Raw genomic sequence first — 20,244 nt, forward strand, 5'->3', positions numbered from 1 at the left:
CGGGTCGCAAGCGCGAGACAAGCACGGGAGCGCGACCATGACCGCCACCATCACCGCCTTCGAACGCTCGCCCGATCGCGGCAAGGGTCTGGCGCGCGACATGCGCGTGCGCTGGGCGCTCGAGGAGGTCGGCCAGCCCTACGAGGTCAGGCTGCTGTCGTTCGCGGCGATGAAGCAGCCGGGGCATCGCGCGCTGCAGCCCTTCGGACAGATTCCGACCTATGAGGAGGGCGATCTTTCCCTGTTCGAGTCGGGCGCGATCGTGCTCCATATCGCCGAGCGCCATGCCGGCCTGCTGCCGGGCGACGCCAATGCCCGGGCGCGCGCCATCTCCTGGATGTTCGCGGCGCTCACCACGCTGGAGCCGCCGATCTTCGAGCGCGACATGGTCAGGATCCTCGATCGCGAGAAGCCCTGGTACGAGGAGCGCCTGAGCGCGCTCGACGAGACCATCCGCAAGCGGCTGAGTGATCTTGCCCGTCATCTCGGCGCTGCCGCCTGGCTCGACGGCGCCTTCAGCGCCGGCGACCTGCTGATGGTGACGGTGCTGCGCCGGCTGCAAGGCTCGGACCTGCTGGAGGAACGGCCGACCCTCGCCGCCTATGTCGCCCGCGCCGAAGCGCGGCCGGCCTACCGGCGCGCCTTCGCGGCCCAGCTGGCGGACTTCACCGCGTCGTCGGCGGGGTGATGCTGGCCGTCGCGCGCCCGCCGGGGCCGCTCACACCGCCGTCAGGCTTTTCATGAACCCGGCGAAGCGCAACAGCCCGTCGGGCCACGGGCCGTGGCCGGATTCGGTGTTGAGATGGCCGCTGTCGCCTGCCTCGACGAATTCTGAGCCCCAGGCCAGCGCGAGCTCCCTGGCCTCGTCCAGCGTGCAATAGGGGTCGGTCGCGCTGGCAATCAGCACGCTCCGGAAGGGCAGGGGCTCGCGCCGGTGCGTGACGAAATCGGCGGCCATGCCGGGAATGGCGCGCTTGGCCCGCTCGGAGGCCGGAGCGACCAGGAACGCCCCGGTGACCTCGCGCGGTTTCAGATGCTCGGCCGCATGCGCGACCGCGCTGCAGCCGGCGGAATGGGCGACGATGACGACCGGCCTGGTCGCCTGGCGCACGGCCGTGACGATGCGCTCGGCCCAGACATGGCGCGAGGGCTTGTACCAGTCCTCCTGCTCGACGCGGCGGGCGGTGGGCAACTTGGCTTCCCAGCGGCTCTGCCAATGGTCGGGGCCGGAGCCAGACCAGCCGGGGACGATCAGGATATCGGTGTCGGAAGTTCTCATGAGATCAAAGCACCGTCACGCTTTCCGCCGCCGCGGCGCGGATGAGAGCGTTGTCGATCGAGGCCAGAGGCGCAGCAAGACGCAAGGCGAGTTCCAGATAGGCCGCATCGTAGGCAGTCAACCCGTGCTTCCAGCATAGCGGAACCACATTGCGCGCCACTTCGGCCGGGGATAGCTGGTCGAAGGTCAGCGGAATGCGGTAGGCGCTCTGCAGGGCCTGCTCGGCGGCTGCGGAGGAGAGCAGGCCGCGGCGGACTTTCCAATAGAGCGGGTTCGCGACTTCGAACGGCCACAGCGCAGGGGCATGACCACCGCCCAACAAGAACGGTTCGATCGTGCGCATCGCAGACGGCGAGGCTTCGTCCGGAGCCAGCGCGGCGAGGACGATCGAAGCGTCGATGACGGCCTTCATCGGCGGCCCAGATCTCTCAGCTCGATAATCTCGTCGCGCGTGAGGCTGACGCCTTCGCGACGCAGCATCTCCCTCGTCCGGGCAAATTCGGCCTTGATCTCTTCCGCCCTCGCCTCGCGTGCCTTCCGCTCCGCCTCGGCATCGAGCGGACCATCGGGCACGATCCGCGCCACGGTTTTTCCATGCCGCGTCACGACGATCTCCTCGCCCCGTTCCACGCGGTCGAGCAGCTCGGAAAACTTGGTCTTGGCCTCGAAGGCGCCGACGGTGATCATGGCCTGAAAATAAACTGGTCAACCAGTTGCTTCAAGCCTCGCCGAACACCCGGCGGAAGATCGTGTCGACGTGCTTGAAGTGGTAGCCCTCGTCGAACATCGCCTCGAGCTCGGCCGGCGAGAGCCGGGCGGTGACGTCCTTGTCGGCCTTGAGGTTGGTGAGGAAGTCCTCGCCATGCTCCCAGGTGCGCATGGCGTTGCGCTGGACCATGGAATAGCTGTCCTCGCGGCTGGCGCCGGCCTGGGTCAGGGCGAGCAGGACGCGCTGGGAGTTGTGCAGGCCGCCGAGCTTGTCGAGGTTCTTGCGCATGTTCTGCGGATAGATCAGCAGCTTGTCGACGACGCCGGTGAGGCGGGCCAAGGCGAAGTCGAGCGTCACCGTCGCGTCGGGGCCGATCATGCGCTCGACCGAGGAGTGCGAGATGTCGCGCTCGTGCCAGAGGGCGACGTTCTCCAGCGCCGGGGTGACCATGCCGCGCACCAGCCGGGCGAGGCCGGTCAGGTTCTCGGTCAGGACCGGGTTGCGCTTGTGCGGCATCGCCGAGGAGCCCTTCTGGCCCGGCGAGAAATACTCCTCGGCCTCGTACACCTCGGTGCGCTGGAGATGGCGGATCTCGGTGGCGAGCCGCTCGACCGAGGACGCCACGACGCCGAGCGTGGCGAAGAACATGGCGTGGCGGTCGCGCGGGATGACCTGGGTCGAGACCGGCTCGGGTGTCAGGCCCATCTGCGCGGCGACGTAGTCCTCCACCCGCGGGTCGATATTGGCGAAGGTGCCGACGGCGCCGGAGATGGCGCAGGTCGCGATCTCGGCGCGCGCCGCGACGAGCCGGGCGCGGCAGCGGTCGAACTCGGCATAGGCCTGGGCGAGCTTGAGGCCGAACGTCACCGGCTCGGCATGGATGCCGTGAGAGCGGCCGATGGTCGGGGTCAGCTTGTGCTCGAAGGCGCGGCGCCTGATGGCGGCGAGCAGCGCGTCGACATCGGCGATCAGGATGTCGGCAGCGCGCGAGAGCTGCACGGCGAGCGTGGTGTCGAGCACGTCGGAGGAGGTCATGCCCTGGTGGACGAAGCGCGCCTCGGGGCCGACGATCTCGGCGAGATGGGTCAGGAAGGCGATGACGTCGTGCTTGGTGACGCGCTCGATCTCGTCGATGCGGGCGACGTCGAAGGTGGCGTCCTTCGCCTTGGCCCAGATCGTCGCGGCCGCTTCCTTCGGCACGACGCCGAGCTCGGCGAGCTTGTCGGTGGCGTGCGCCTCGATCTCGAACCAGATGCGGAAGCGCGTCTGCGGCTCCCAGATCGCGACCATCTCGGGGCGGGAATAACGGGGGATCATAGCGGGCTCGCGACGTGACGATGAAAGGCTCGCCGGCTCGCTAGCACGGACGGGCCGCCGACGGAATGCCGGAGGGCCGCTGCCGACAGCTTCGGACCCCGGCTTTGCCTAGAGCGCGCCGTCATTCCGGAGCGGGCCGCAAGGCCCGGGCCCGGAACCCATGACCACAGGCCAGGAATTTGAGGCGGGCCGGCGCGGCGGGCTGACCGGCCAGGCCGCGGTTATGGATTCCGGGCTCGCCGCTTGCGCGGCGCCCCGGAAAGACGGGCTCCTGACGCGACTGACCTCAGACCCAGCCGCCGCGCGCCGCTTCCGCCGCCTGGCGGATGGCGGCGATGTTGCCGGCATAGGCGTCCGATCCGCCCTTGAACACAGCCGAGCCGGCAACGAGCGTATCGGCGCCGGCCTTGATGCAGAGCGGGGCGGTCTGCGGCGTGACACCGCCGTCGATCTCGAGCGCGATCGGGCGCTCGCCGATCAGGGCGCGGATCTGGGCGATCTTGTCGACCACCGAATGGATGAAGCTCTGGCCGCCGAAACCGGGGTTCACGGTCATCAGCAGGACGAGGTCGACATCGCCGATCAGCGGCTCGGCCGCGCTCGCCGGCGTGCCGGGGTTGAGGACGATGCCGGCCTTCTTGCCCTGCGCCCTGATCGCCTGCAGCGTCCGGTGCGGGTGCGGGCCGGCCTCGACATGGAAGGAGATCAGGTCGGCGCCGGCGTTGGCAAAGGCTTCGACATAAGGGTCGACCGGCGCGATCATCAGGTGGACGTCGAAGAACTTCGTCGTATGCGGCCGGATCGCCTTCAGCACATCGGGGCCGAAGGTGATGTTGGGCACGAAATGCCCGTCCATCACGTCGCAATGGATCCAGTCGGCGCCGGCCTCGTCGACGGCGCGAACCTCCTCGCCGAGCCTGGCGAAATCGGCGGAGAGGATGGAGGGGGCGATGCGGATCGTGCTCATGCGGCGTGGTCTAACGCCGCGCTGCTGCTCTCGCAATCGCGAAAGGCGGCGATCACGCCCGCTTCAACGGGAACGACAGGCGCCGGTCGGCCTCGGCGATCTCGGCGGCCGCCTGGGTGAAGGCGGGCCGCAGCTTCAGCCGCCCGAACCAGCGCGACAGGCCCTCGAACGGGGCGAGCGATGGGCCGCCGAGGCGCAGGCTGAACAGCACGCTCATGAACAGGGCGATGTCGGCGACGGAGACGGCGTCGCCGAAGAACTCGCGGCCCGCGAGCCGGTCCTCGAGCACGGCATAGTGCTTCTCCAGCGCATGCTCCGCGATCAGCGCGTCGGCCTCCTGGGCGAGGCGCCGGGTCTGATCGGTCGACGGCGGGCTCGTCCGGTGCATCAGCGGCTTCAGCGCCTGCAGCATGATCTCGTCGGCATAGAGCTCGTCGAGGCGGCAGCGGGCGCGGGCGCCGGGGCAGAGCGGAAAGAGCGGCGGCTCGGGATAGGCGTCCTCGAGATATTCGAGGATGACGGTCGAGTCGTAGAGCACCAGCCCGTCATCGTTGAGGACCGGGACCTGCTTCTTCGGATTGAGGGCGACGACTTCGGGATGCTTGGGATCGTAGCCGGTCGTCTGGTTGAACGGCACCATGATGCGCTCGAAGGCGAGGCCCTTCTCGCGCAACGCGATCTCGACCTTGCGCGAGAACAGGCTGAGCGGCCCCGAATAAAGCGTGATCATGGCAGGACCTCCGGCTTTGCTTGCCGGCACCGTGGCAAAGCTTGCGGTCAGCCCGCGTCAGCAGAGGTTTCCTTGCGCCTGATCCGCGCCGCGAGGCCGCGCAGCAGCCAGGGCAGCAGATAGATCGGGAACTGGGCCAGGGCGAAGTAGAGGAAGGTGGTCGGCGGCACGCCGGCGCCGAGCGCGGCGACGAGCAGGCCCATGTTCCGCTGGCCGGTGCCGTAGCCGATCATGAAGCGCTCGGAGGTTGGAAAGCGGCGCAGGACCAGCCAGGCGCTGGCGAGACCGACGGCCGAGACCAGGAAGGCGACGGCGATGAAGAACGCGACCTGGCCCGGCCGCTCCAGCGCCGCTCTGGTGACACCGTCCATCGCCGCGATGGCGAAGACGAAGTACATCAGCACGCCGAAGCCGTCGAGATTGGGCTTGAGCTCGCGGATGCGGTCGGGCCCGAGCCAGCGCCGGATGACGAAGGCGACGACCATGCCGCCGCCGATGAACATGACGAGCCGCAGGGTCAGCGCCAGCCGGTCGAGCGGGACGGCGGCTCCGGCGAGCCAGTCGACCAGGACCGGGGCGACGACCGGGCTCACGACCGTGGTCACGATCACGCCGGCGATGATCAGCGAGGGCTCGAAGCCGTAGAGGATGGCGACGGCGGGCGAGGACATGATCGGCGGCGCGGCCCCCATGATCGCGATGCCGAGCAGCAGGCCAGGGTCGAGCGCGTCGCGGCCGAGCAGCAGCAGAGCGATCGCGATCAGCAATGCCGGGGCGAACAGCAGCCAGAGGCAGGTCAGGACGAGCTTGCCGGGCCGGCGGACCAGGCCGGCGATCACGCCGAGATCGGCGCGCATGAACACCACGGTGGTGAAGCAGAAGATCGTCACCGGCAGGAGCGGGCGCGCCGCCGCCGAGAATTGCGGCAGGGCGAGGCCGAGGAAGATCGAGAGCGCGAAGCCCTGCGTGCCGTAGCGGCCGAGCAGAGCGAGGGCGGAGGCGAGGGCGGCGAGCATCGAGACCGGGACAGCGAAGCGGGGCGCCACACTGGCCGATCCCGGCGTCGTCGTCATCTGGTGCCGGCGCAGGGCGGCACGCTGCCAGTGCTACAGGTGTGGCCGAAGCAGCGGCGCAGGCCCGGCTCCTTCGCCGCACGCCGAAGTCCGGAGATGGATTCCACGCTCCGCTCCGCCGCGGCTGGAATGATCTGGAAATTCGGGCAGCAGAAAATTGCGCAGTGCGGGCCACGGCGGCGGTGCTATCATAGGTAACCCCGGATTCACCTGCACAGGCTGCGAAACTTTGCCGGATATGCCGCAACATTCGACGGAATGGCTGACAGCGCCGGAGCCGGCGCTATTCTTGCTAGTGGGAAGGGCTGGCGGAGACGTATCGGATGCGCACGGACGCGATCGTTCTAGGGGCGGGCATCGTCGGGATTTCGGTGGCGCTGCACCTGCAGAAGGCGGGCCGCTCGGTGCTGCTGGTCGACCGCGGCCAGCCCGGAGGCGAGACCAGCTACGGCAATGCCGGGCTGATCCAGCGCGAGGGTGTCTATCCTTACGGCTTCCCGCATGATTTCGGCGCGCTGATCCGCTACGCGCTGAACAACACCATCGACGCCCATTACCACTGGAACGCGATGCCCAGGCTCGCGCCTTTCCTGTGGTCGTACTGGATGCATTCGCGGGCGTCGCAGCATGAGGCGATCGCCCACAAATACGCGACCCTGATCGAGCATTGCGTCACCGAGCACGATGCGCTGGCGCAGGAGGCGGGCGCGGGTGATCTGCTCCGCCGCAAGGGCTGGATGAAGGTGTTCCGCACCGAGGCCGAGCGCGACACCCGCCTCGCCGAGGCGGCGCGCTGGCAGCGCGATTTCGGGCTGAACCACCGCGCGCTCGACGCCGCTACTTTGCGGGCCGAGGAGCCGCATCTCGATCAGAGCCTGATCGGCGGCCTGCACTGGACCGATCCGGTGACGGTGATCGATCCGCTCGGCCTGTCCAAGGCCTATGTCGCGCTGTTCGAGACGCTCGGCGGGCGCGTCGCCCAGGGCGATGCCGGCACGCTCGCGCAGGACGGCGACCGCTGGAGCGTGACTCTCGCGGACGGGAGCAAGGCGCTCGGCATGGACGCGGTCGTCGCGCTCGGCCCCTGGGCCGACGTGCTGACCCGCCGGCTGGGCTATCATCTGCCGCTCGCGGTCAAGCGCGGCTACCACATGCATTACAAGCCGCTCGGCAACGCCGTGCTGAACCACCCGGTGCTCGACACCGAGCGCGGCTATTTCCTCGCGCCGATGCGCCAGGGCGTCCGGCTGACCACCGGCGCCGAATTCGCCAATCGCGGCGCGCCGAAGACGCCGGTGCAGCTCGCCCGCGCCGAGCCGATCGCCAAGACCCTGTTCCCGCTCGGCGAGCGGCTCGATCCCGAGCCCTGGCTCGGCAACCGGCCGTGCACGCCGGACATGATGCCGATCATCGGCCCGGCGCCGAAGCACAGGAATCTGTGGTTCTCCTTCGGCCACGCCCATCATGGGCTGACGCTGGCGGCCGTGACCGGCCGCATGGTGGCCGAGATGGTGAGCGGCCAGAAGGTCTTCGTCGACCCGACGCCGTTCGCGCCGGCGCGGTTCGTCTGAGACGGGCCTCCTGCCTCAGAACGAGACGCAGGCCGGCTTCAGGATCAGGCCGACCGATTGCTGGCTGAAGCGGCGCTTGTAGGCGTCGATCACGGCGGCGAGCCTGTCGCGGCTCGCCGGCTCGTCGGGGGTCGCGATCAGCACGAGCTTGCTCGGCTCACGGATCAACAGGTCCCTGTCCCGGTCGCGGTATTGCCCGCCGGCGTCGAGAACAGTGAGCCCGTCGGGGAAGCGCGGAGTCACCTCCTCGTCGACGAAACGGCGGAAGGCGTACTCGCCGACGCCGACGCGATCGCCGATCTTGCGGCCGAAGAGCAGCTCGGCGGAGAGCATCGCCTGCTGGCCGGGTCCGCAGACGGGCCGGGCGAGTCCGGCGCAGCCGGCGAGCGAACTCGCCAGGGCCAGCGCAAAGCCGAATCGGATCATGGCGTTGCCTCCGTCGGCTGCGGGATCGATTCAGCCGAGCTGCGGGCTATACCGCCGAAGTCCGGGTTTCAGAAGCGCTGCGCGCTGAAATGGCCGAGCTCGATCGCGGGCGGGCGGCCGGCGATCAGCGCGGCGACGAGGTCGGCCGTCGCGGTCGACTGGGTCATGCCGTAATGGCCGTGGCCGAAGGCGTAGACGACATGCGGGTTGCGGCTCGCCTTGCCGATCACCGGCAGCGAATCCGGCAGCGAGGGGCGAAAGCCCATCCAGAGCGTGCCGCTGTCATAGGGCGGCAGGCCGTTCACCAGCGTCGTCGCCTTGTCGTAGAGCAGTTTCGTGCGGGCGTGGTTGGGCGGCGCCTCGAGCCCGCCGAACTCGACCGCGCCGCCGATGCGCAGGCCGCTGTCGAGCGGGGTCATGACGAAGCCGTGGCCCTCGAAGCCGACGGGACGCGAGGTCAGGCCGGTGACGCCCGGGAAGCTGACATTGTAGCCGCGCTCGGTGTCGAGCGGGACGGCATCGCCCATCGCCGCCGCGAGCGGCTTCGACCAGGCGCCGGCGGCGACGACGACACGGTCGACCAGGCGCTGCCAGCCGTCGCGGCCGACGAGCGCCGGGCGCTCGCCAGTCGAGATGCCGGTGACCTCGGCCTTCTCGAAGACGGCGCCGCGGGCGAGCGCCGCCTCGAAGAGGGCGGTGGTCAGCGCGAGCGGGTCGCTGATATGGGCGGCGTCGGGATGGAAGGCGGCGCCGGCGAAGCGCTCGCTCAGCGCCGGCTCGAGCTGGCGCAGATCCTCGGGGCCGATCATCTCGACCTTGATGCCGAACTCGGCCTGCCTTTTCGCGATCCCGGCGGCGTGCCCGAGCATCGCCGCGTCGGTGAAGGCGTAGAGCCCGCCCTTGCGGTGCAGATGCTGCTTCAGCCCCGCCGCCTCGAGCCGCTTCAGCCAGGCGGGGAGGGCGAGGCCCTGCAGGGCGGCGAGCCCCTGGATCGAGCGCTCATAGGCGGCCGGGCGGGCGGCGAGCACGAAGCGGACCAGCCAAGGCAGCAGGCGCGGCAGATAGGCCGGGCGGATCGCCAGCGGCCCGAGCGGATCGGCCAGGAACTTGGGCACCTGGCGCATGATCTTCGGGCTGGCGATCGGCAGGATGTCGGTATGGGCGACCCAGCCGGCATTGCCGCGCGACGGGCCGAAGGCCGGGCCCTCCTTGTCCAGGATCAGGACCTCGTGGCCCTCGTCGAGCAGAGCATGGGCGGTGGCCGTGCCGACGATGCCGGCGCCGATGATCGCGACCTTCATGTCGTGGGCAGCAGCTTCAGCGCCGAGGGCTGCTTCACCTCGATCTCGACGAAGGCGATCGGATGGGCCGAGCCGTTCATGACGTCGTGCTCGATGCCGGCCTGGCGCATATAGGCCTGGCCCTGCGCCAGCGGGATGTCGGTCGCCTTGCTGCCGTCATGGATGCGCAGGGTGCCGGCGACCAGCATGACGACGAAATAGGGCCAGCCATGGCTGTGCCAGCCGGTCACGGCGCCCGGCTCGAAATCCCAGCGCGTGATGCGGACCGTGTCGTCGTCCTGCTGGACGGTCGGGACCGCGGGAATCGTGCAGGCGAACGCCATCTCGGTCTCCACTCGCGGAACGGGCCGGCCCGGCATGGGCGGCCATCGGGCGGGACCGTTGCGGCCCATGGGCCTGCGGGCCTGCCTTGCAGTCGTCTCGAAACTTCTGATATATCAATGCGATCGAATGCGTCAAGCATCGCCCTCGGAGCCGTTCATGAGCGAGGATGCCAGGGTGCCCGACGGAGCCGGAAGCGGCATGCGCGCCTCGGCCAGCCTGTCGGATCTCGCCTATGCCCGGCTCGAAGAGGCGATCGTGACCCTGTCGCTGCGGCCGGGCGCCGCGCTGACCGAGGCCCAGATGATCGATCTCGTCGGCGTCGGGCGGACTCCGGTGCGCGAGGCGCTGATCCGGCTGGCGCAGCAGGGGCTGGTCGAGATCCTGCCGCGCAAGGGTGTCGTCGTCACCGCAATCGATGCGATCGACGTGATGGCGGCGCTGGACGCGCGGGAGGTGCTGGAGCGCCTGATCGCGAGCGAGGCGGCCCGCCGCGCCGGGCCGGCCGAGCGCAGCGCCATCCTCGCCAAGGCCCGGGCGATGCGGGAGGCGGCGCAGGCGGACGACGTCAACGCCTATATGCGCCTCGACAAGGAGCTGGACGGCCTGATCGCGACCGGTGCGCGCAGCCCCTATGCGAGCCGCGCGGTCGAGCCGCTGCAGGCGCTGATCCGCCGGGCCTGGTATTATTTCGACCGGCAGATCGATCTCGTGCCGGCGGCCAATCATCACGTCGCGCTGGCGCAGGCGCTGGTGGCCGGGGAGCCGGCCGCCGCCGCGGAGGCCAGCGATGCGCTGATGCGCCATCTGCGCGCCGGCCTGATGGCGGCGCTGCGGCGCGACTGAGCGACGCTGCTGCGCCCGCAAGTGATATATCTTAACCTTGTGGCCGGAACGGGCGACATGTCGAGAATTGATGCAACTGGCCTTTTACCCCTCCGCGCTTAGATAAGGCCTGTAGTTTCGCGCAGGGTGGGCGATGAACAGCATGGTCGACGCCGGCTTACGCGCCGCGCTCCCCGAAGCGCAGGCCTTCCGCGAGGCGATGGCGCAGGTCGCGAGCGCGGCCCATATCGTGACGACGCTCGGGCCGCATGGCCGGGCCGGGCTGACGGCGACCGCCGTGACCTCGGTCTCGGTCGCACCGCCGACCGTGCTGGTCTGCGTCGAGGCCGCGAGCCGCACGCTCGCCGCGATCGAGGCGAGCGGCATCTTCTGCGTGAACACGCTGGCGGAGGCCGATCACGAGCTGGCGAGCGTGTTCTCGGGCCGGCGCGGCCTGACCGGGGAGGAGCGCTTCGCGGCGGGCGACTGGGGCGAGCTCGCCACCGGCGCGCCGGCGCTGGCGAGCGCGCTCGCCAGCTTCGACTGCCGCCTCGCCACGGTTCATCGCGTCGCCACCCACCGCATCCTGATCGGCCAGGTGGTCGCGCTCGGCGGCGGCGGCTCGGGACCGGCGCTGGTCTATCGCCACCGCCGCTTCGGCGGGTTCTGAGTCAGCCCTCGCCGGCCTCGGCGTCGATCTCGGCGAAGACCGCCGAGGCCTCCTTGAAGGCGTGGTTGGCGGCAGGCACGCCGGCATAGATCGCCGCCTGCATCAGCACTTCCTTGATGTCGTCGCGCGAGAGGCCGTTGTTGAGCGCGCCGCGGACATGGATGCGGAACTCGCCCCAGGCGCCGAGCGCGGTGGCGATCGAGAGCACGATGATCGAGCGTTCGCGCCGGGGCAGGCCTTCCCGGTTCCAGATGTCGTTCCAGGCGGTGCGGGTGATGAATTCCTGCCAGTCGCGGGTGAAGTCGGTGATTCCGGCGCCGGCCCTGTCGACATAGGCCTCGCCGAGCACGGACCGGCGGGTCTTCATGCCGGCATCGTAGCGGCTCTTCTCGTCCATCGGGTCAGCCCTGGTTCGTGAGGAAGTCGAGCACGGCCCTGGTGAAGGCGGCCGGCTGCTCGAGATTGGAGAGATGGGCGGCGTCGAGCTCGACGCGCCGCGCGCCGGGGATCGCATCGGCGATGAAGTGCCCGGCTTCCGGCGGCGTCGCCGGATCGTGCTTGCCGATGACGACGAGGACGGAATTGGCGATCGTCCGGATCGTCTCGCGCTGGTCCATGTCGCGGATCGCGGCGCAGCAATTGACGTAGCCGAGCGGCGGAGTGGTGGCGAGCATCTCGCTCACCCTTGCGATCGTCGCCGGGTCGCGTTCGCGGAAGCCCGGGGTGAACCAGCGCTCCAGCGTCGGCTGCACCATCACCGCCATGCCGTTGCGGCGGACAGTGTCGATCCGGGCGTCCCAGCTCTCGGGCGGCCCCATGCGTGCGCCGGTATTGGCGAGCACGATCCGGTCGAAACGCTCGCCGTGATGGCTCCCGAGCCATTGCCCGACCATGCCGCCCTTGGAGAGCCCGCACCAATGCGCCTTCGCGATGCCGAGCGCGTCGAGGATGGCGAGCGCGTCCTCGGCCAGCATCGCCATCGAATACGGCCTGTCCGGCGCGGTCGAGAGGCCGTGGCCGCGGCTGTCGTAGCGCACCACGCGGAAGTGCTTCGCCCATTCGGCGACCTGCGGGTCCCACATCGAGAGGTTGGTGCCGAGCGAATTCGAGAGGAGCAGCGCGGGGGCGCCGGTCTCGCCGTCGACCCGGACATGGAACGGCTCGCCCCGGATCGTCATCATCGCCATGGCATCTCTCCCCCCGGCGGCGTCCCGCCGCCTCCGGTCATCGAAGCGCGCTGGCCCAAAGGCCGCGGCAGTGCGGCGGACGGCTCAGCCATTGCCGCTCATATAGTCCCGTTCCTCCTCGTAGAGCACGAGGATCCGGTCGATGATGGCGTCGGTCGCGCCGCGATAGCTCGTCGGATCGAACAGATCGTCGAGCTCCTCGGCCGAGAGCCTGCCGGCGAGCTGCGGATGATCGGCGAGCACGTCCCTGAGATGGCGGCCGCTGGCGAGGCAGTCGCGGCTCGCCTGCTCGAGCAGGTGGTGCGCCTCGCCGCGGCCGAGCGTCGCCGCCAGCGCGAGCGAGACGCGCTCGGCCATGATGAGGCCGTTGGTCAGGTCGAGATTGTACTGCATCTGCTCCGGGAAGACCTGGAGCCCCTCGATCAGCGCGACCGCCTGATTCAAGGCCGAGCCCGCGATGATGAAGAGCTCGCGCAAGGTCGGCCATTCGGCGTGCCAGCCGCCCATGGCGCGCTCGTGCTCCTGCGGCATGGCGGCGAGCATGGTCGCGACCAGGCCCGGGGCACGCTTCGCCGCCGTCAGGATCAGCGTGCAGAGCACCGGGTTGCGCTTGTGCGGCATCGCCGAGGAGCCGCCCTTGCCCGGAGCGTCCGGCTCGGCGAGCTCGCCGATTTCGGTCTGCGCCATCAGGGCGATGTCCTGGGCCATCTTGCCGAGATGGCCGAGCAGCAGGCCGAGCTCGGCCGCGATGCGGGCCGGGCGCCGGCGCTCGGTGTGCCAGGGCACGCGCACCGCACCGACCGACGCCGTCACCCGGGCGAAGGCCTCCGATACCGCCTCGGCCCTGTCGCCGAGCGCGGCGAGGCTGCCGGCCGCGCCGCCGAGCTGATGCGCCGACTGGCCGCAGATCATGAAGTCGTCATGGAAGGAGACGATCGGGCCGAGCCAGTTGGCAGCCTTGAGGCCGAAGGAGATCGGCACCGCATGCTGCAGGAAGGTGCGGCCGATCACCGGCGTGCGCCGGTGCTCCCTGGCGAGCGCGGCGAGCGCATGGGCGAGGCGCTCCGAGCGGGCGAGGATGAGGTCCTGAGCCGCGCGATATTGCTGCGCCTGGCCTGAATCGATCACGTCCTGGCTGGTCGCGCCGTAATGGACCCATCGGGCCGCCTCGACGTCGATGGCGGCGACCCGCTGCGTCAGCGCCTTGACCAGCGGAATCGCCGGATTGCCGGCGAGCGTCGCGGCCCGGCCGATCTCGGCGATGTCGTAGAAGTCCGCCCTGCACTGGGTTGCGATCGCGTCCGCCGCCGCCACCGGGATGACGCCGGCCTCGGCCTCGGCCCGGGCGAGCGCCGCCTCGAAATCGAGCATGCCCTGGAGCGCGGCGCGGTCGGCGAGCAGGGCCGCCATCTCGCGATCGCAGAAGAGCTCGCCATGGAGGCCGCCGTCAGCCATGTCGGGACGTGCCGTCGTGCGGAGCGGTCGGTGCAACCCACATCCCAGCCTCGTCCTCTTGTGCAGGCCGGTGCTTTCCGGCCATGGATAGGCGACTTGGATAGACCCGGGGCGGGGCGGGCTGCAACAGGCGCCGCGGATCTCGGAGTATGAGGAGCAGACCCATGGCGATGACGATGACCGGCGAGGCGACGTTGCCCGCAGCCAAGCAGGTTGTCTGGGAGAAGCTCAACGATCCGGAGGTGCTGAAGGCCTGCATTCCCGGTTGCGAGCAACTCGCCAAGGACGACGATACGCATTTCTCGGCGGTGGTGAAGGTCAAGCTCGGCCCCGTGAAGGCGACCTTCAAGGGCAAGGTCGAGCTGCAGGATCTCGACCCGCCGAACGGCTACCGCATCGTCGGCGAGGGCGAGGGGGGGATCGCCGGCTTCGCCAAGGGCGGTGCCAGGGTCGCGCTGGAGGATGCCGAGGGCGGGCAGACCCTGCTGCGCTACGAGGTCGAGGCGCAGGTCGGCGGCAAGCTGATGCAGCTCGGCTCGCGCCTGATCGATTCGGTCTCGAAGAAGCTGGCCGACGAGTTCTTCGCCAATTTCGCCAAGGCGGTCGGCGAAGGCTGAGGGGGGCGGTCCGCTCGAACTTTTCCGTCTTTCCGGGGAGGCGCGCCGCGAAGAGCCCGGAGCCCATGAATACGGAATTCGCCGGAGCGGGGCCCCGGCCGTCACGCTGCATCCTCTGCCGGCAATGTTCATGGGTTCCGGGCTCGGGCTGCCGGCCTGACCCGGAATGACCGAGGGAGCGGACCGGCCGGCGAGCGGAGGACTCACGAGGCCTTGCGCAAGGCGGCCAGCGCCTCGCCGACGGTGACCTCCGCCGCGCCGACCTGGAGCGCGATGCCGGCGGCGGCGGCATTGGCGCGCTCCAGCGCCTTCTCGGTCTTGCCGAGGCTGTCGTTGACGCGGGTCGCGCTGTCGATCGCCTCGTCCGACCCCAGGGCCACCTCGGCGGCGTGCCGCGCGATGCCGCCGGTGACGCTGCTCTGCTGGGCGACCGCGTCCGAGATCGCTTCCGAATCCGTCTTGATCTCGGCGATTGTCGCGCCGATCGAGGCGGCGCGCTGGCTGCAGGCTTCGGCGCTGACAGACAATTGGGCGATCTGCGCGGCGATCTCCTGGGTCGCGGAGGCCGTCTGGGTGGCGAGCGACTTCACCTCGGCGGCGACCACCGCGAAGCCGCGGCCGGCCTCGCCGGCGCGGGCCGCCTCGATCGTGGCGTTGAGGGCGAGCAGATTGGTCTGCGCGGCGATGTCGGCGATCATGCCGACGACGGTTCCGATGCTGCCGGTGACCTGGCGCAGCCGCGTGATCGCCGCGTCCATCGCCTCGGCGTCGGCCACGGCCCGGTTGGCGATCGCGAGGCTCTGGCGGGCACGCTGACCGATCTCGGCGATGTTGGCCGACATCTCCTCGGTCGCCGCCGCGGTCTGGGTCGACTTCTCGCGCACCTGCATCGAGGTCTGGGCGACGGAGCCGACCTGCTCCTTGATGAAGGCGCTGGCGGCGGAGGTCTCGCCAGCGGTCGCGACGAAGAGCTCGACCGCCTCGCTGATCACGGTGTCGAGCCGGCCGATGCGCGAAGTCAGGGTCGCGGCGACCTTGTCGAGCGCCTCGCCGCGGCGGCGGGCGTCCGCCGCCTCGCTGTCGCGGTCGAGCGACATCGCCGTGTTGACGTCGTAGGTCAGCACCCGCTCGATGACGTAGAGGTCGCGCGGGCCGTTGCGCCGCGAGAAGGAAAGCCATGTCCGTCTCAGCTCGAGAAGGATCCGGAACAGGGTGAAGGCGATCGAGGCGCGGGCGCGGGCGCCGACCTGGCCGTGCCGCTCCAGCCGCGTGAGCCGCTCCAGCGAATCGCAGTAGCGCTGGTCGAAATCGCCTTCGAAGAGCAGGCGGAAATGATCGGCTTCCGCGGCGAAGAGCTCGGCCGCGACCGGCGCGACGGCAGCCTCCAGCGATGGGTGGATGGCGAAGGCGCGGGCGAAGTCCCGTGCGACCACGTCGACGACGACGCGGTCGACGGCGGCACGGTAGCGGCGCAGGCGCCGCCGCTCGGCCTCGCCATAGCCGATCACCTCGAGGCGGCGCCGAACCTGTTCCAGAATCGTAGCCAAGCGCGCCATCCGTCAGGGACGATCGGCGATCGTCATGTCGATCGCGAAGGCTGCACGGCCGCAGTTAAGATTCTCCGAAAGCACGCGCCCGGCAGTCGCCGGGCAGGGCAGGCAGGCGCCGGAAGCCGGGTTGCCCAAAACCACGCCAAAACGCCGCCAAACGGCCCCGCCTCGGAAGGGGACGCCCGCTTGACCGCGGAAAATCCCGGGTCCACAGTAGTTTTGAAGTTGTTCCAAGGAAATTCTCCGCCGGCCCGGGAAGGGCCGGCGAGCGGATCGTGCGCCCTGTCGAGATGTCGTGGGGCTCATCGGAAAAAACAGGCTTTCGGAGGAGTGCCCCATGGCCAATCTGTCCATGACGGTGAACGGCAAGCCCGTCACCGCGAATGTCGATCCGCGCACCCTCCTGGTGCAGTTCCTGCGCGAGCATCTGCGGCTGACCGGCACGCATGTCGGTTGCGACACCAGCCAGTGCGGCGCCTGCGTCGTCCATCTCGACGGCAAGGCGGTGAAGGCCTGCACCACGCTGGCGCTGTCCTGCGAGGGCGCCTCGGTGACGACGATCGAGGGGCTGGCCGACGGCACGGCCCTGCATCCGATGCAGGAAGCCTTCCGCGAGCATCACGGCCTGCAATGCGGCTTCTGCACCCCGGGCATGATCATGTCGGCGGTCGATATCGTGAACCGGCGCGGGCACGATCTCGACGAGAAGACGATCCGAGAGGACCTCGACGGCAATATCTGCCGCTGCACCGGCTACCACAATATCGTCAAGGCGATCGCCGCCGGCGCCGCCGCGATGGCCGGAGGCTCGGTCAAGGACCCGGTTCCGCCGCGCCAGGCAGCCGAGTGAGCGAGCCGTCCGGGCCTGCGCCGACGGCGCGGGCCCGCCTGATGCGATCCCCGCCAGAGATGCCGCCAACGCCCGCCAAGAGGCGTCACGCCAGGAGGAATCCATGTCCGTCACCGGAATCGGCGCGTCAGTCCGCCGCAAGGAAGATCACCGCTTCATCACCGGCCAGGGCCGCTATACCGACGACATCAACCGGCCGGGGCAGGCCCACGCCTATTTCCTGCGCTCGCCGCACGCCCATGCCACGCTGAACAGGATCGACACCCGGGCCGCCGCGGCGATGCCGGGCGTGCTCGGCATCTTCACCGGCGAGGACCTCGCCGCCGACAAGGTCGGCGGGCTGATCTGCGGCTGGATGATCCATTCCAAGGACGGCTCGCCGATGAAGGCCGGCCCGCATCCGGCGCTCGCCCAGGGCAAGGTCCGCTATGTCGGCGATCATGTCGCGGTCGTCGTGGCGGAGACGCTGGCGCAGGCGCGCGACGCGGCGGAGGCGATCGTGGTCGATTACGGCGTGCTGCCGGCGGTGACCGAGACCGCGAGCGCCGCCAAGGCGAAGACGCAGGTCCATGCCGAGGCGCCGGACAACACCGTGTTCAACTGGCATCTCGGCGACAAGGGCGCGACGGATGCCGCGTTCAAGGCGGCCAGGCACGTCACCAGGCTCGACATCGTCAACAACCGGCTGGTGCCGAACCCGATGGAGCCGCGCGCCGCGGTCGGCGACTATGACGCCGGCGAGGGCGCCTTCACGCTCTACACCACCAGCCAGAACCCGCATGTGGCGCGGCTCGTGCTCTCGGCCTTCATCGGCATCGCGCCGGAGAACAAGCTCAGGGTGATCGCGCCGGACGTCGGCGGCGGCTTCGGCTCGAAGATCTTCATCTATGCCGAGGAGACCGTCTGCGTCTGGGCGGCGAAGAAGGTCGGCCGGCCGGTGAAATGGACCTCGGACCGGACCGAGGCCTTCCTCTCCGACGCGCATGGCCGCGACCACGTCACCCATGCCGAACTCGCCATGGATGCGGACGGCAAGATGCTGGCGATGCGGGTCAAGACCACCGCCAATCTCGGCGCCTATCTCTCGACCTTCTCCTCCTCGGTGCCGACCTATCTCTACGCGCCGCTGCTGTCGGGCCAGTACGACATCCCGGCGATCTATTGCGAGGTCGACGCGGTCTATACCAACACCGCCCCGGTCGACGCCTACAGGGGCGCCGGCCGGCCGGAGGCGACCTTCGTGGTCGAGCGCCTGGTCGAGGTCGCGGCGCGCCAGCTCGGCAAGGATCCGGCCAAGTTCCGGACGCAGAACTTCATCCGGAAGTTCCCGCACCAGACGCCGGTGATCATGATGTACGACACCGGCAATTACGCCGCCGCGCTGAAGAAGGCGCTGGAGATCATCGACTACAAGGGCTTCCCGAAGCGCCGGCGCGATTCGGCCCGCAACGGCAAGCTGCGCGGCATCGGCTTCTCGGCCTATATCGAGGCCTGCGGCATCGCCCCGTCGGCGGCGGTCGGCTCGCTCGGCGCCGGCGTCGGCCTGTGGGAATCGGCCGAGGTTCGGGTCAACCCGATCGGCACGGTCGAGATCCTGACCGGCTCGCACAGCCATGGCCAGGGCCATGAGACCACCTTCGCCCAGCTGGTCTCGGACCGGCTCGGCGTGCCGCTGGAGAACGTCTCGATCATCCATGGCGACACCGACAAGGTGCAGATGGGCATGGGCACCTATGGCTCGCGTTCGGGCGCGGTCGGCATGTCCGCCATCGTCAAGGCGCTCGACAAGGTGATCGCCAAGGGCAAGAAGGTCGCCGCCTATGTGCTGGAGGCCGACGAAGCCGATATCGACTTCAAGGACGGCAATTTCACCGTCAAGGGCACCGACCGGAAGCTGGATTTCGGTTCCTGCGCGCTGCAGGCCTATGTCGCCCACAAGTTCAACGGCCAGGATCTCGAGCCGGGGCTGAAGGAGGGGGCGTTCTACGACCCGACGAACTTCACCTTCCCGGCGGGCGTCCATATCTGCGAGCTCGAGATCGATCCCGACACCGGCGTCACCAGGATCCAGCGCTGGGCGGCGGTCGACGATTTCGGCAACGTCATCAACCCGATGATCGTCGAGGGCCAGGTCCATGGCGGCATCGCCCAGGGCGTCGGCCAGGCGCTGCTCGAAGGCGCCCGCTACAATGCCGACGGCCAGCTGGTGACCGCGAGCTTCATGGATTACTGCATGCCGCGCGCCGACGACCTGCCGTCCTTCGAGGTCGGCATGACGGTGACGCCGTGCCCCTCGAACCCGCTCGGGATCAAGGGCTGCGGCGAGGCCGGCGCCATCGCCGCGCCGCCCGCGGTCATCAACGCCATCACCGACGCGCTCGGCCATGAGGACATCGCCATGCCGGCGACGCCGCAGGCCGTCTGGCGCGCCGCGCAGAAAACGCTCAGCCGGATGGCTGCCGAGTGATCTGAAAGGACGAGACGATGTACGCCTTCACCTATCACCGCCCGGCGACCGCGCGTCAGGCCGCCAGCCTCCTCGCCAGGAAGGAGGACGCCAAGCTGCTCGCCGGCGGCCACACGCTGCTGCCGACGATGAAGCAGCGCCTGGCCTCGCCCGGCGCGCTGGTCGATCTCGGCTCCTGCGCCGATCTCAGGGGCATCGCCCGCAAGGGGCGCAACCTCGTGATCGGCGCGATGGCGACGCATGCCGAGGTCGCCGCCTCGCCCGAGGTGCGGGAAGCGATCCCGGCGCTGGCCTATCTCGCCGGCCATATCGGCGATCCGCATGTGCGCAATCGCGGCACGATCGGCGGCTCGGTCGCCAACAACGACCCGGCGGCCGATTACCCCGCGGCGCTGCTGGCGCTCGGCGCGACGGTGGTCACCAACAAGCGCAAGCTCCCGGCGGGCGAGTTCTTCACCGGCCTCTACGAGACGGCGCTGGAGGAGGGGGAGATCATCGTCAAGGTCTCGTTCCCGGTGGCTTCCCGGGCGGGCTATGCCAAGTTCCGCAATCCGGCCTCGCGCTACGCGCTGGTTGGCGTCTTCGTCGCCAAGCGCGGCGGCGAGATCGCGGTCGCGGTGACCGGAGCGGGCGAGGGCGGCGTCTTCCGCTGGCCGGAAGCCGAGGCGGCGCTGAGAGCGCGCTTCGCGCCGAAATCGCTCGACGGCCTGGCGCATACCGCCAAGGGCATCAACAGCGACATCCATGCCGATGCCGAGTACCGCGCCCATCTGATCGGCGTGATGGCGAAGCAGGCGGTGGCGCAGGCGACGGGGAAGGCTTGAGGGCCGTTGCGCGTCATGCTCGGGCTTGACCCGAGCATCTCAAGCCGGAGCCGGCCAGCGCCTGCTCGTCATGAGATTCCCGGGTCTGCGCTTCGCTCCGCCCGG

22 protein-coding genes are annotated in these 20,244 nt (G+C 69.6%); 8 read left to right on the top strand and 14 right to left on the bottom strand.

The window, feature by feature from the left end; genetic code table 11:
- The first annotated feature begins 37 nt into the window (after positions 1 to 37).
- Positions 38 to 688, top strand: coding sequence for a glutathione S-transferase family protein (locus tag CS1GBM4_RS00315; protein WP_186416691.1), 651 nt, complete (start codon positions 38 to 40; stop codon positions 686 to 688).
- A gap of 30 nt (positions 689 to 718) precedes the next feature.
- On the opposite strand, the gene CS1GBM4_RS00320 is transcribed toward CS1GBM4_RS00315, so the two are convergent.
- The 7 genes from CS1GBM4_RS00320 to CS1GBM4_RS00350 all read right to left on the bottom strand — a co-directional run bounded on the left by CS1GBM4_RS00320 (position 719) and on the right by CS1GBM4_RS00350 (position 6,048).
- Positions 719 to 1,279 (bottom strand): alpha/beta hydrolase, encoded by a 561-nt coding sequence (locus CS1GBM4_RS00320; RefSeq protein ID WP_186416692.1) that lies wholly within the window; start codon positions 1,277 to 1,279, stop codon positions 719 to 721.
- Between the two features lie 4 nt (positions 1,280 to 1,283).
- The gene (locus CS1GBM4_RS00325; protein ID WP_186416693.1) at positions 1,284 to 1,691 is read right to left on the bottom strand and encodes a type II toxin-antitoxin system VapC family toxin; all 408 of its coding nucleotides are present in this window, start codon (positions 1,689 to 1,691) and stop codon (positions 1,284 to 1,286) included.
- Positions 1,688 to 1,966: a type II toxin-antitoxin system prevent-host-death family antitoxin gene (locus tag CS1GBM4_RS00330; RefSeq protein ID WP_186416694.1), complete on the bottom strand. Its 279-nt coding sequence runs from the start codon at positions 1,964 to 1,966 to the stop codon at positions 1,688 to 1,690. Before CS1GBM4_RS00330 ends, CS1GBM4_RS00325 begins: the two co-directional genes overlap by 4 nt.
- Before the next feature lie 31 nt (positions 1,967 to 1,997).
- Entirely contained in the window at positions 1,998 to 3,305 is a 1,308-nt protein-coding gene (gene purB / locus CS1GBM4_RS00335; RefSeq protein WP_186416695.1) for an adenylosuccinate lyase, read from the bottom strand.
- Positions 3,306 to 3,591: 286 nt separating this feature from the next.
- A complete protein-coding gene (gene rpe / locus CS1GBM4_RS00340) occupies positions 3,592 to 4,272 on the bottom strand; it encodes a ribulose-phosphate 3-epimerase (protein ID WP_186416696.1) in 681 nt (226 codons plus the stop codon).
- Positions 4,273 to 4,324: 52 nt separating this feature from the next.
- Positions 4,325 to 5,002, bottom strand: a complete 678-nt coding sequence (locus CS1GBM4_RS00345) for a glutathione S-transferase family protein (protein WP_244606984.1) — start codon at positions 5,000 to 5,002, stop codon at positions 4,325 to 4,327.
- A gap of 47 nt (positions 5,003 to 5,049) precedes the next feature.
- Positions 5,050 to 6,048 carry a hypothetical protein gene (locus CS1GBM4_RS00350; protein WP_186416697.1) on the bottom strand — a complete coding sequence of 333 codons (999 nt, stop codon included), beginning with the start codon at positions 6,046 to 6,048 and terminating at the stop codon, positions 5,050 to 5,052.
- 350 nt (positions 6,049 to 6,398) lie between these two features.
- Here CS1GBM4_RS00350 and CS1GBM4_RS00355 point away from each other — a divergent pair, with 350 nt between their 5' ends.
- Entirely contained in the window at positions 6,399 to 7,646 is a 1,248-nt protein-coding gene (locus tag CS1GBM4_RS00355; protein ID WP_186416698.1) for an FAD-dependent oxidoreductase, read from the top strand.
- Between the two features lie 15 nt (positions 7,647 to 7,661).
- On the opposite strand, the gene CS1GBM4_RS00360 is transcribed toward CS1GBM4_RS00355, so the two are convergent.
- The 3 genes from CS1GBM4_RS00360 to CS1GBM4_RS00370 form a co-directional block, all read right to left on the bottom strand.
- Positions 7,662 to 8,072, bottom strand: coding sequence for a DUF3574 domain-containing protein (locus tag CS1GBM4_RS00360; protein ID WP_186416699.1), 411 nt, complete (start codon positions 8,070 to 8,072; stop codon positions 7,662 to 7,664).
- A 68-nt stretch (positions 8,073 to 8,140) separates the two neighbouring features.
- On the bottom strand, positions 8,141 to 9,373 hold the full coding sequence (locus CS1GBM4_RS00365; protein ID WP_186416700.1) for an FAD-dependent oxidoreductase: 1,233 nt from the start codon (positions 9,371 to 9,373) through the stop codon (positions 8,141 to 8,143).
- Complete coding sequence (locus CS1GBM4_RS00370; RefSeq protein ID WP_186416701.1) at positions 9,370 to 9,696, bottom strand: cupin domain-containing protein; 327 nt, start codon at positions 9,694 to 9,696, stop codon at positions 9,370 to 9,372. Before CS1GBM4_RS00370 ends, CS1GBM4_RS00365 begins: the two co-directional genes overlap by 4 nt.
- Positions 9,697 to 9,853: 157 nt before the next feature.
- On the opposite strand from CS1GBM4_RS00370, the gene CS1GBM4_RS00375 reads away from it, so the two are divergent.
- Both CS1GBM4_RS00375 and CS1GBM4_RS00380 read left to right on the top strand, forming a co-directional pair.
- Positions 9,854 to 10,540: a GntR family transcriptional regulator gene (locus CS1GBM4_RS00375; RefSeq protein WP_186416702.1), complete on the top strand. Its 687-nt coding sequence runs from the start codon at positions 9,854 to 9,856 to the stop codon at positions 10,538 to 10,540.
- A 133-nt stretch (positions 10,541 to 10,673) separates the two neighbouring features.
- A complete protein-coding gene (locus tag CS1GBM4_RS00380) occupies positions 10,674 to 11,189 on the top strand; it encodes a flavin reductase (RefSeq protein WP_186416703.1) in 516 nt (171 codons plus the stop codon).
- A gap of 1 nt (position 11,190) precedes the next feature.
- Here the strand turns inward: CS1GBM4_RS00380 and pcaC are convergent, their stop codons facing one another.
- The 3 genes from pcaC to pcaB form a co-directional block, all read right to left on the bottom strand.
- Entirely contained in the window at positions 11,191 to 11,586 is a 396-nt protein-coding gene (gene pcaC, locus CS1GBM4_RS00385) for a 4-carboxymuconolactone decarboxylase (RefSeq protein WP_186416704.1), read from the bottom strand.
- 4 nt (positions 11,587 to 11,590) lie between these two features.
- Positions 11,591 to 12,376 (bottom strand): 3-oxoadipate enol-lactonase, encoded by a 786-nt coding sequence (pcaD, locus tag CS1GBM4_RS00390; protein ID WP_186416705.1) that lies wholly within the window; start codon positions 12,374 to 12,376, stop codon positions 11,591 to 11,593.
- A gap of 84 nt (positions 12,377 to 12,460) precedes the next feature.
- Positions 12,461 to 13,831: a 3-carboxy-cis,cis-muconate cycloisomerase gene (gene pcaB, locus CS1GBM4_RS00395; protein ID WP_186416706.1), complete on the bottom strand. Its 1,371-nt coding sequence runs from the start codon at positions 13,829 to 13,831 to the stop codon at positions 12,461 to 12,463.
- Positions 13,832 to 13,995: 164 nt separating this feature from the next.
- Here pcaB and CS1GBM4_RS00400 point away from each other — a divergent pair, with 164 nt between their 5' ends.
- Positions 13,996 to 14,448 carry a carbon monoxide dehydrogenase subunit G gene (locus tag CS1GBM4_RS00400; RefSeq protein ID WP_186416707.1) on the top strand — a complete coding sequence of 151 codons (453 nt, stop codon included), beginning with the start codon at positions 13,996 to 13,998 and terminating at the stop codon, positions 14,446 to 14,448.
- A 203-nt stretch (positions 14,449 to 14,651) separates the two neighbouring features.
- On the opposite strand, the gene CS1GBM4_RS24720 is transcribed toward CS1GBM4_RS00400, so the two are convergent.
- Positions 14,652 to 15,995, bottom strand: a complete 1,344-nt coding sequence (locus tag CS1GBM4_RS24720) for a methyl-accepting chemotaxis protein (protein WP_186416708.1) — start codon at positions 15,993 to 15,995, stop codon at positions 14,652 to 14,654.
- Positions 15,996 to 16,335: 340 nt separating this feature from the next.
- Between CS1GBM4_RS24720 and CS1GBM4_RS00410 the strand changes: the two genes are divergently transcribed.
- The 3 genes from CS1GBM4_RS00410 to CS1GBM4_RS00420 all read left to right on the top strand — a co-directional run bounded on the left by CS1GBM4_RS00410 (position 16,336) and on the right by CS1GBM4_RS00420 (position 20,139).
- Positions 16,336 to 16,848 carry a (2Fe-2S)-binding protein gene (locus tag CS1GBM4_RS00410; RefSeq protein ID WP_186416709.1) on the top strand — a complete coding sequence of 171 codons (513 nt, stop codon included), beginning with the start codon at positions 16,336 to 16,338 and terminating at the stop codon, positions 16,846 to 16,848.
- 103 nt (positions 16,849 to 16,951) lie between these two features.
- The gene (locus CS1GBM4_RS00415; protein ID WP_186416710.1) at positions 16,952 to 19,315 is read left to right on the top strand and encodes a xanthine dehydrogenase family protein molybdopterin-binding subunit; all 2,364 of its coding nucleotides are present in this window, start codon (positions 16,952 to 16,954) and stop codon (positions 19,313 to 19,315) included.
- Positions 19,316 to 19,332: 17 nt separating this feature from the next.
- A complete protein-coding gene (locus tag CS1GBM4_RS00420) occupies positions 19,333 to 20,139 on the top strand; it encodes a xanthine dehydrogenase family protein subunit M (protein WP_186416711.1) in 807 nt (268 codons plus the stop codon).
- Positions 20,140 to 20,244: the final 105 nt, after the last annotated feature.

The organism is Allobosea sp. CS1GBMeth4, from assembly GCF_900185715.1.
GTDB lineage: Bacteria > Pseudomonadota > Alphaproteobacteria > Rhizobiales > Beijerinckiaceae > Allobosea.

Excerpts from the sequence above, each read along its gene's own strand:
- CS1GBM4_RS00315 (WP_186416691.1), top strand. The coding sequence starts at position 38 with ATGACCGCCACCATCACCGCCTTCGAACGCTCGCCCGATCGCGGCAAG.
- CS1GBM4_RS00320 (WP_186416692.1), bottom strand. The coding sequence starts at position 1,279 with ATGAGAACTTCCGACACCGATATCCTGATCGTCCCCGGCTGGTCTGGC.
- CS1GBM4_RS00325 (WP_186416693.1), bottom strand. The coding sequence starts at position 1,691 with ATGAAGGCCGTCATCGACGCTTCGATCGTCCTCGCCGCGCTGGCTCCG.
- CS1GBM4_RS00330 (WP_186416694.1), bottom strand. The coding sequence starts at position 1,966 with ATGATCACCGTCGGCGCCTTCGAGGCCAAGACCAAGTTTTCCGAGCTG.
- purB (WP_186416695.1), bottom strand. The coding sequence starts at position 3,305 with ATGATCCCCCGTTATTCCCGCCCCGAGATGGTCGCGATCTGGGAGCCG.
- rpe (WP_186416696.1), bottom strand. The coding sequence starts at position 4,272 with ATGAGCACGATCCGCATCGCCCCCTCCATCCTCTCCGCCGATTTCGCC.
- CS1GBM4_RS00345 (WP_244606984.1), bottom strand. The coding sequence starts at position 5,002 with ATGATCACGCTTTATTCGGGGCCGCTCAGCCTGTTCTCGCGCAAGGTC.
- CS1GBM4_RS00355 (WP_186416698.1), top strand. The coding sequence starts at position 6,399 with ATGCGCACGGACGCGATCGTTCTAGGGGCGGGCATCGTCGGGATTTCG.
- CS1GBM4_RS00360 (WP_186416699.1), bottom strand. The coding sequence starts at position 8,072 with ATGATCCGATTCGGCTTTGCGCTGGCCCTGGCGAGTTCGCTCGCCGGC.
- CS1GBM4_RS00365 (WP_186416700.1), bottom strand. The coding sequence starts at position 9,373 with ATGAAGGTCGCGATCATCGGCGCCGGCATCGTCGGCACGGCCACCGCC.
- CS1GBM4_RS00370 (WP_186416701.1), bottom strand. The coding sequence starts at position 9,696 with ATGGCGTTCGCCTGCACGATTCCCGCGGTCCCGACCGTCCAGCAGGAC.
- CS1GBM4_RS00375 (WP_186416702.1), top strand. The coding sequence starts at position 9,854 with ATGAGCGAGGATGCCAGGGTGCCCGACGGAGCCGGAAGCGGCATGCGC.
- CS1GBM4_RS00380 (WP_186416703.1), top strand. The coding sequence starts at position 10,674 with ATGAACAGCATGGTCGACGCCGGCTTACGCGCCGCGCTCCCCGAAGCG.
- pcaC (WP_186416704.1), bottom strand. The coding sequence starts at position 11,586 with ATGGACGAGAAGAGCCGCTACGATGCCGGCATGAAGACCCGCCGGTCC.
- pcaD (WP_186416705.1), bottom strand. The coding sequence starts at position 12,376 with ATGGCGATGATGACGATCCGGGGCGAGCCGTTCCATGTCCGGGTCGAC.
- pcaB (WP_186416706.1), bottom strand. The coding sequence starts at position 13,831 with ATGGCTGACGGCGGCCTCCATGGCGAGCTCTTCTGCGATCGCGAGATG.
- CS1GBM4_RS00400 (WP_186416707.1), top strand. The coding sequence starts at position 13,996 with ATGGCGATGACGATGACCGGCGAGGCGACGTTGCCCGCAGCCAAGCAG.
- CS1GBM4_RS00410 (WP_186416709.1), top strand. The coding sequence starts at position 16,336 with ATGGCCAATCTGTCCATGACGGTGAACGGCAAGCCCGTCACCGCGAAT.
- CS1GBM4_RS00415 (WP_186416710.1), top strand. The coding sequence starts at position 16,952 with ATGTCCGTCACCGGAATCGGCGCGTCAGTCCGCCGCAAGGAAGATCAC.
- CS1GBM4_RS00420 (WP_186416711.1), top strand. The coding sequence starts at position 19,333 with ATGTACGCCTTCACCTATCACCGCCCGGCGACCGCGCGTCAGGCCGCC.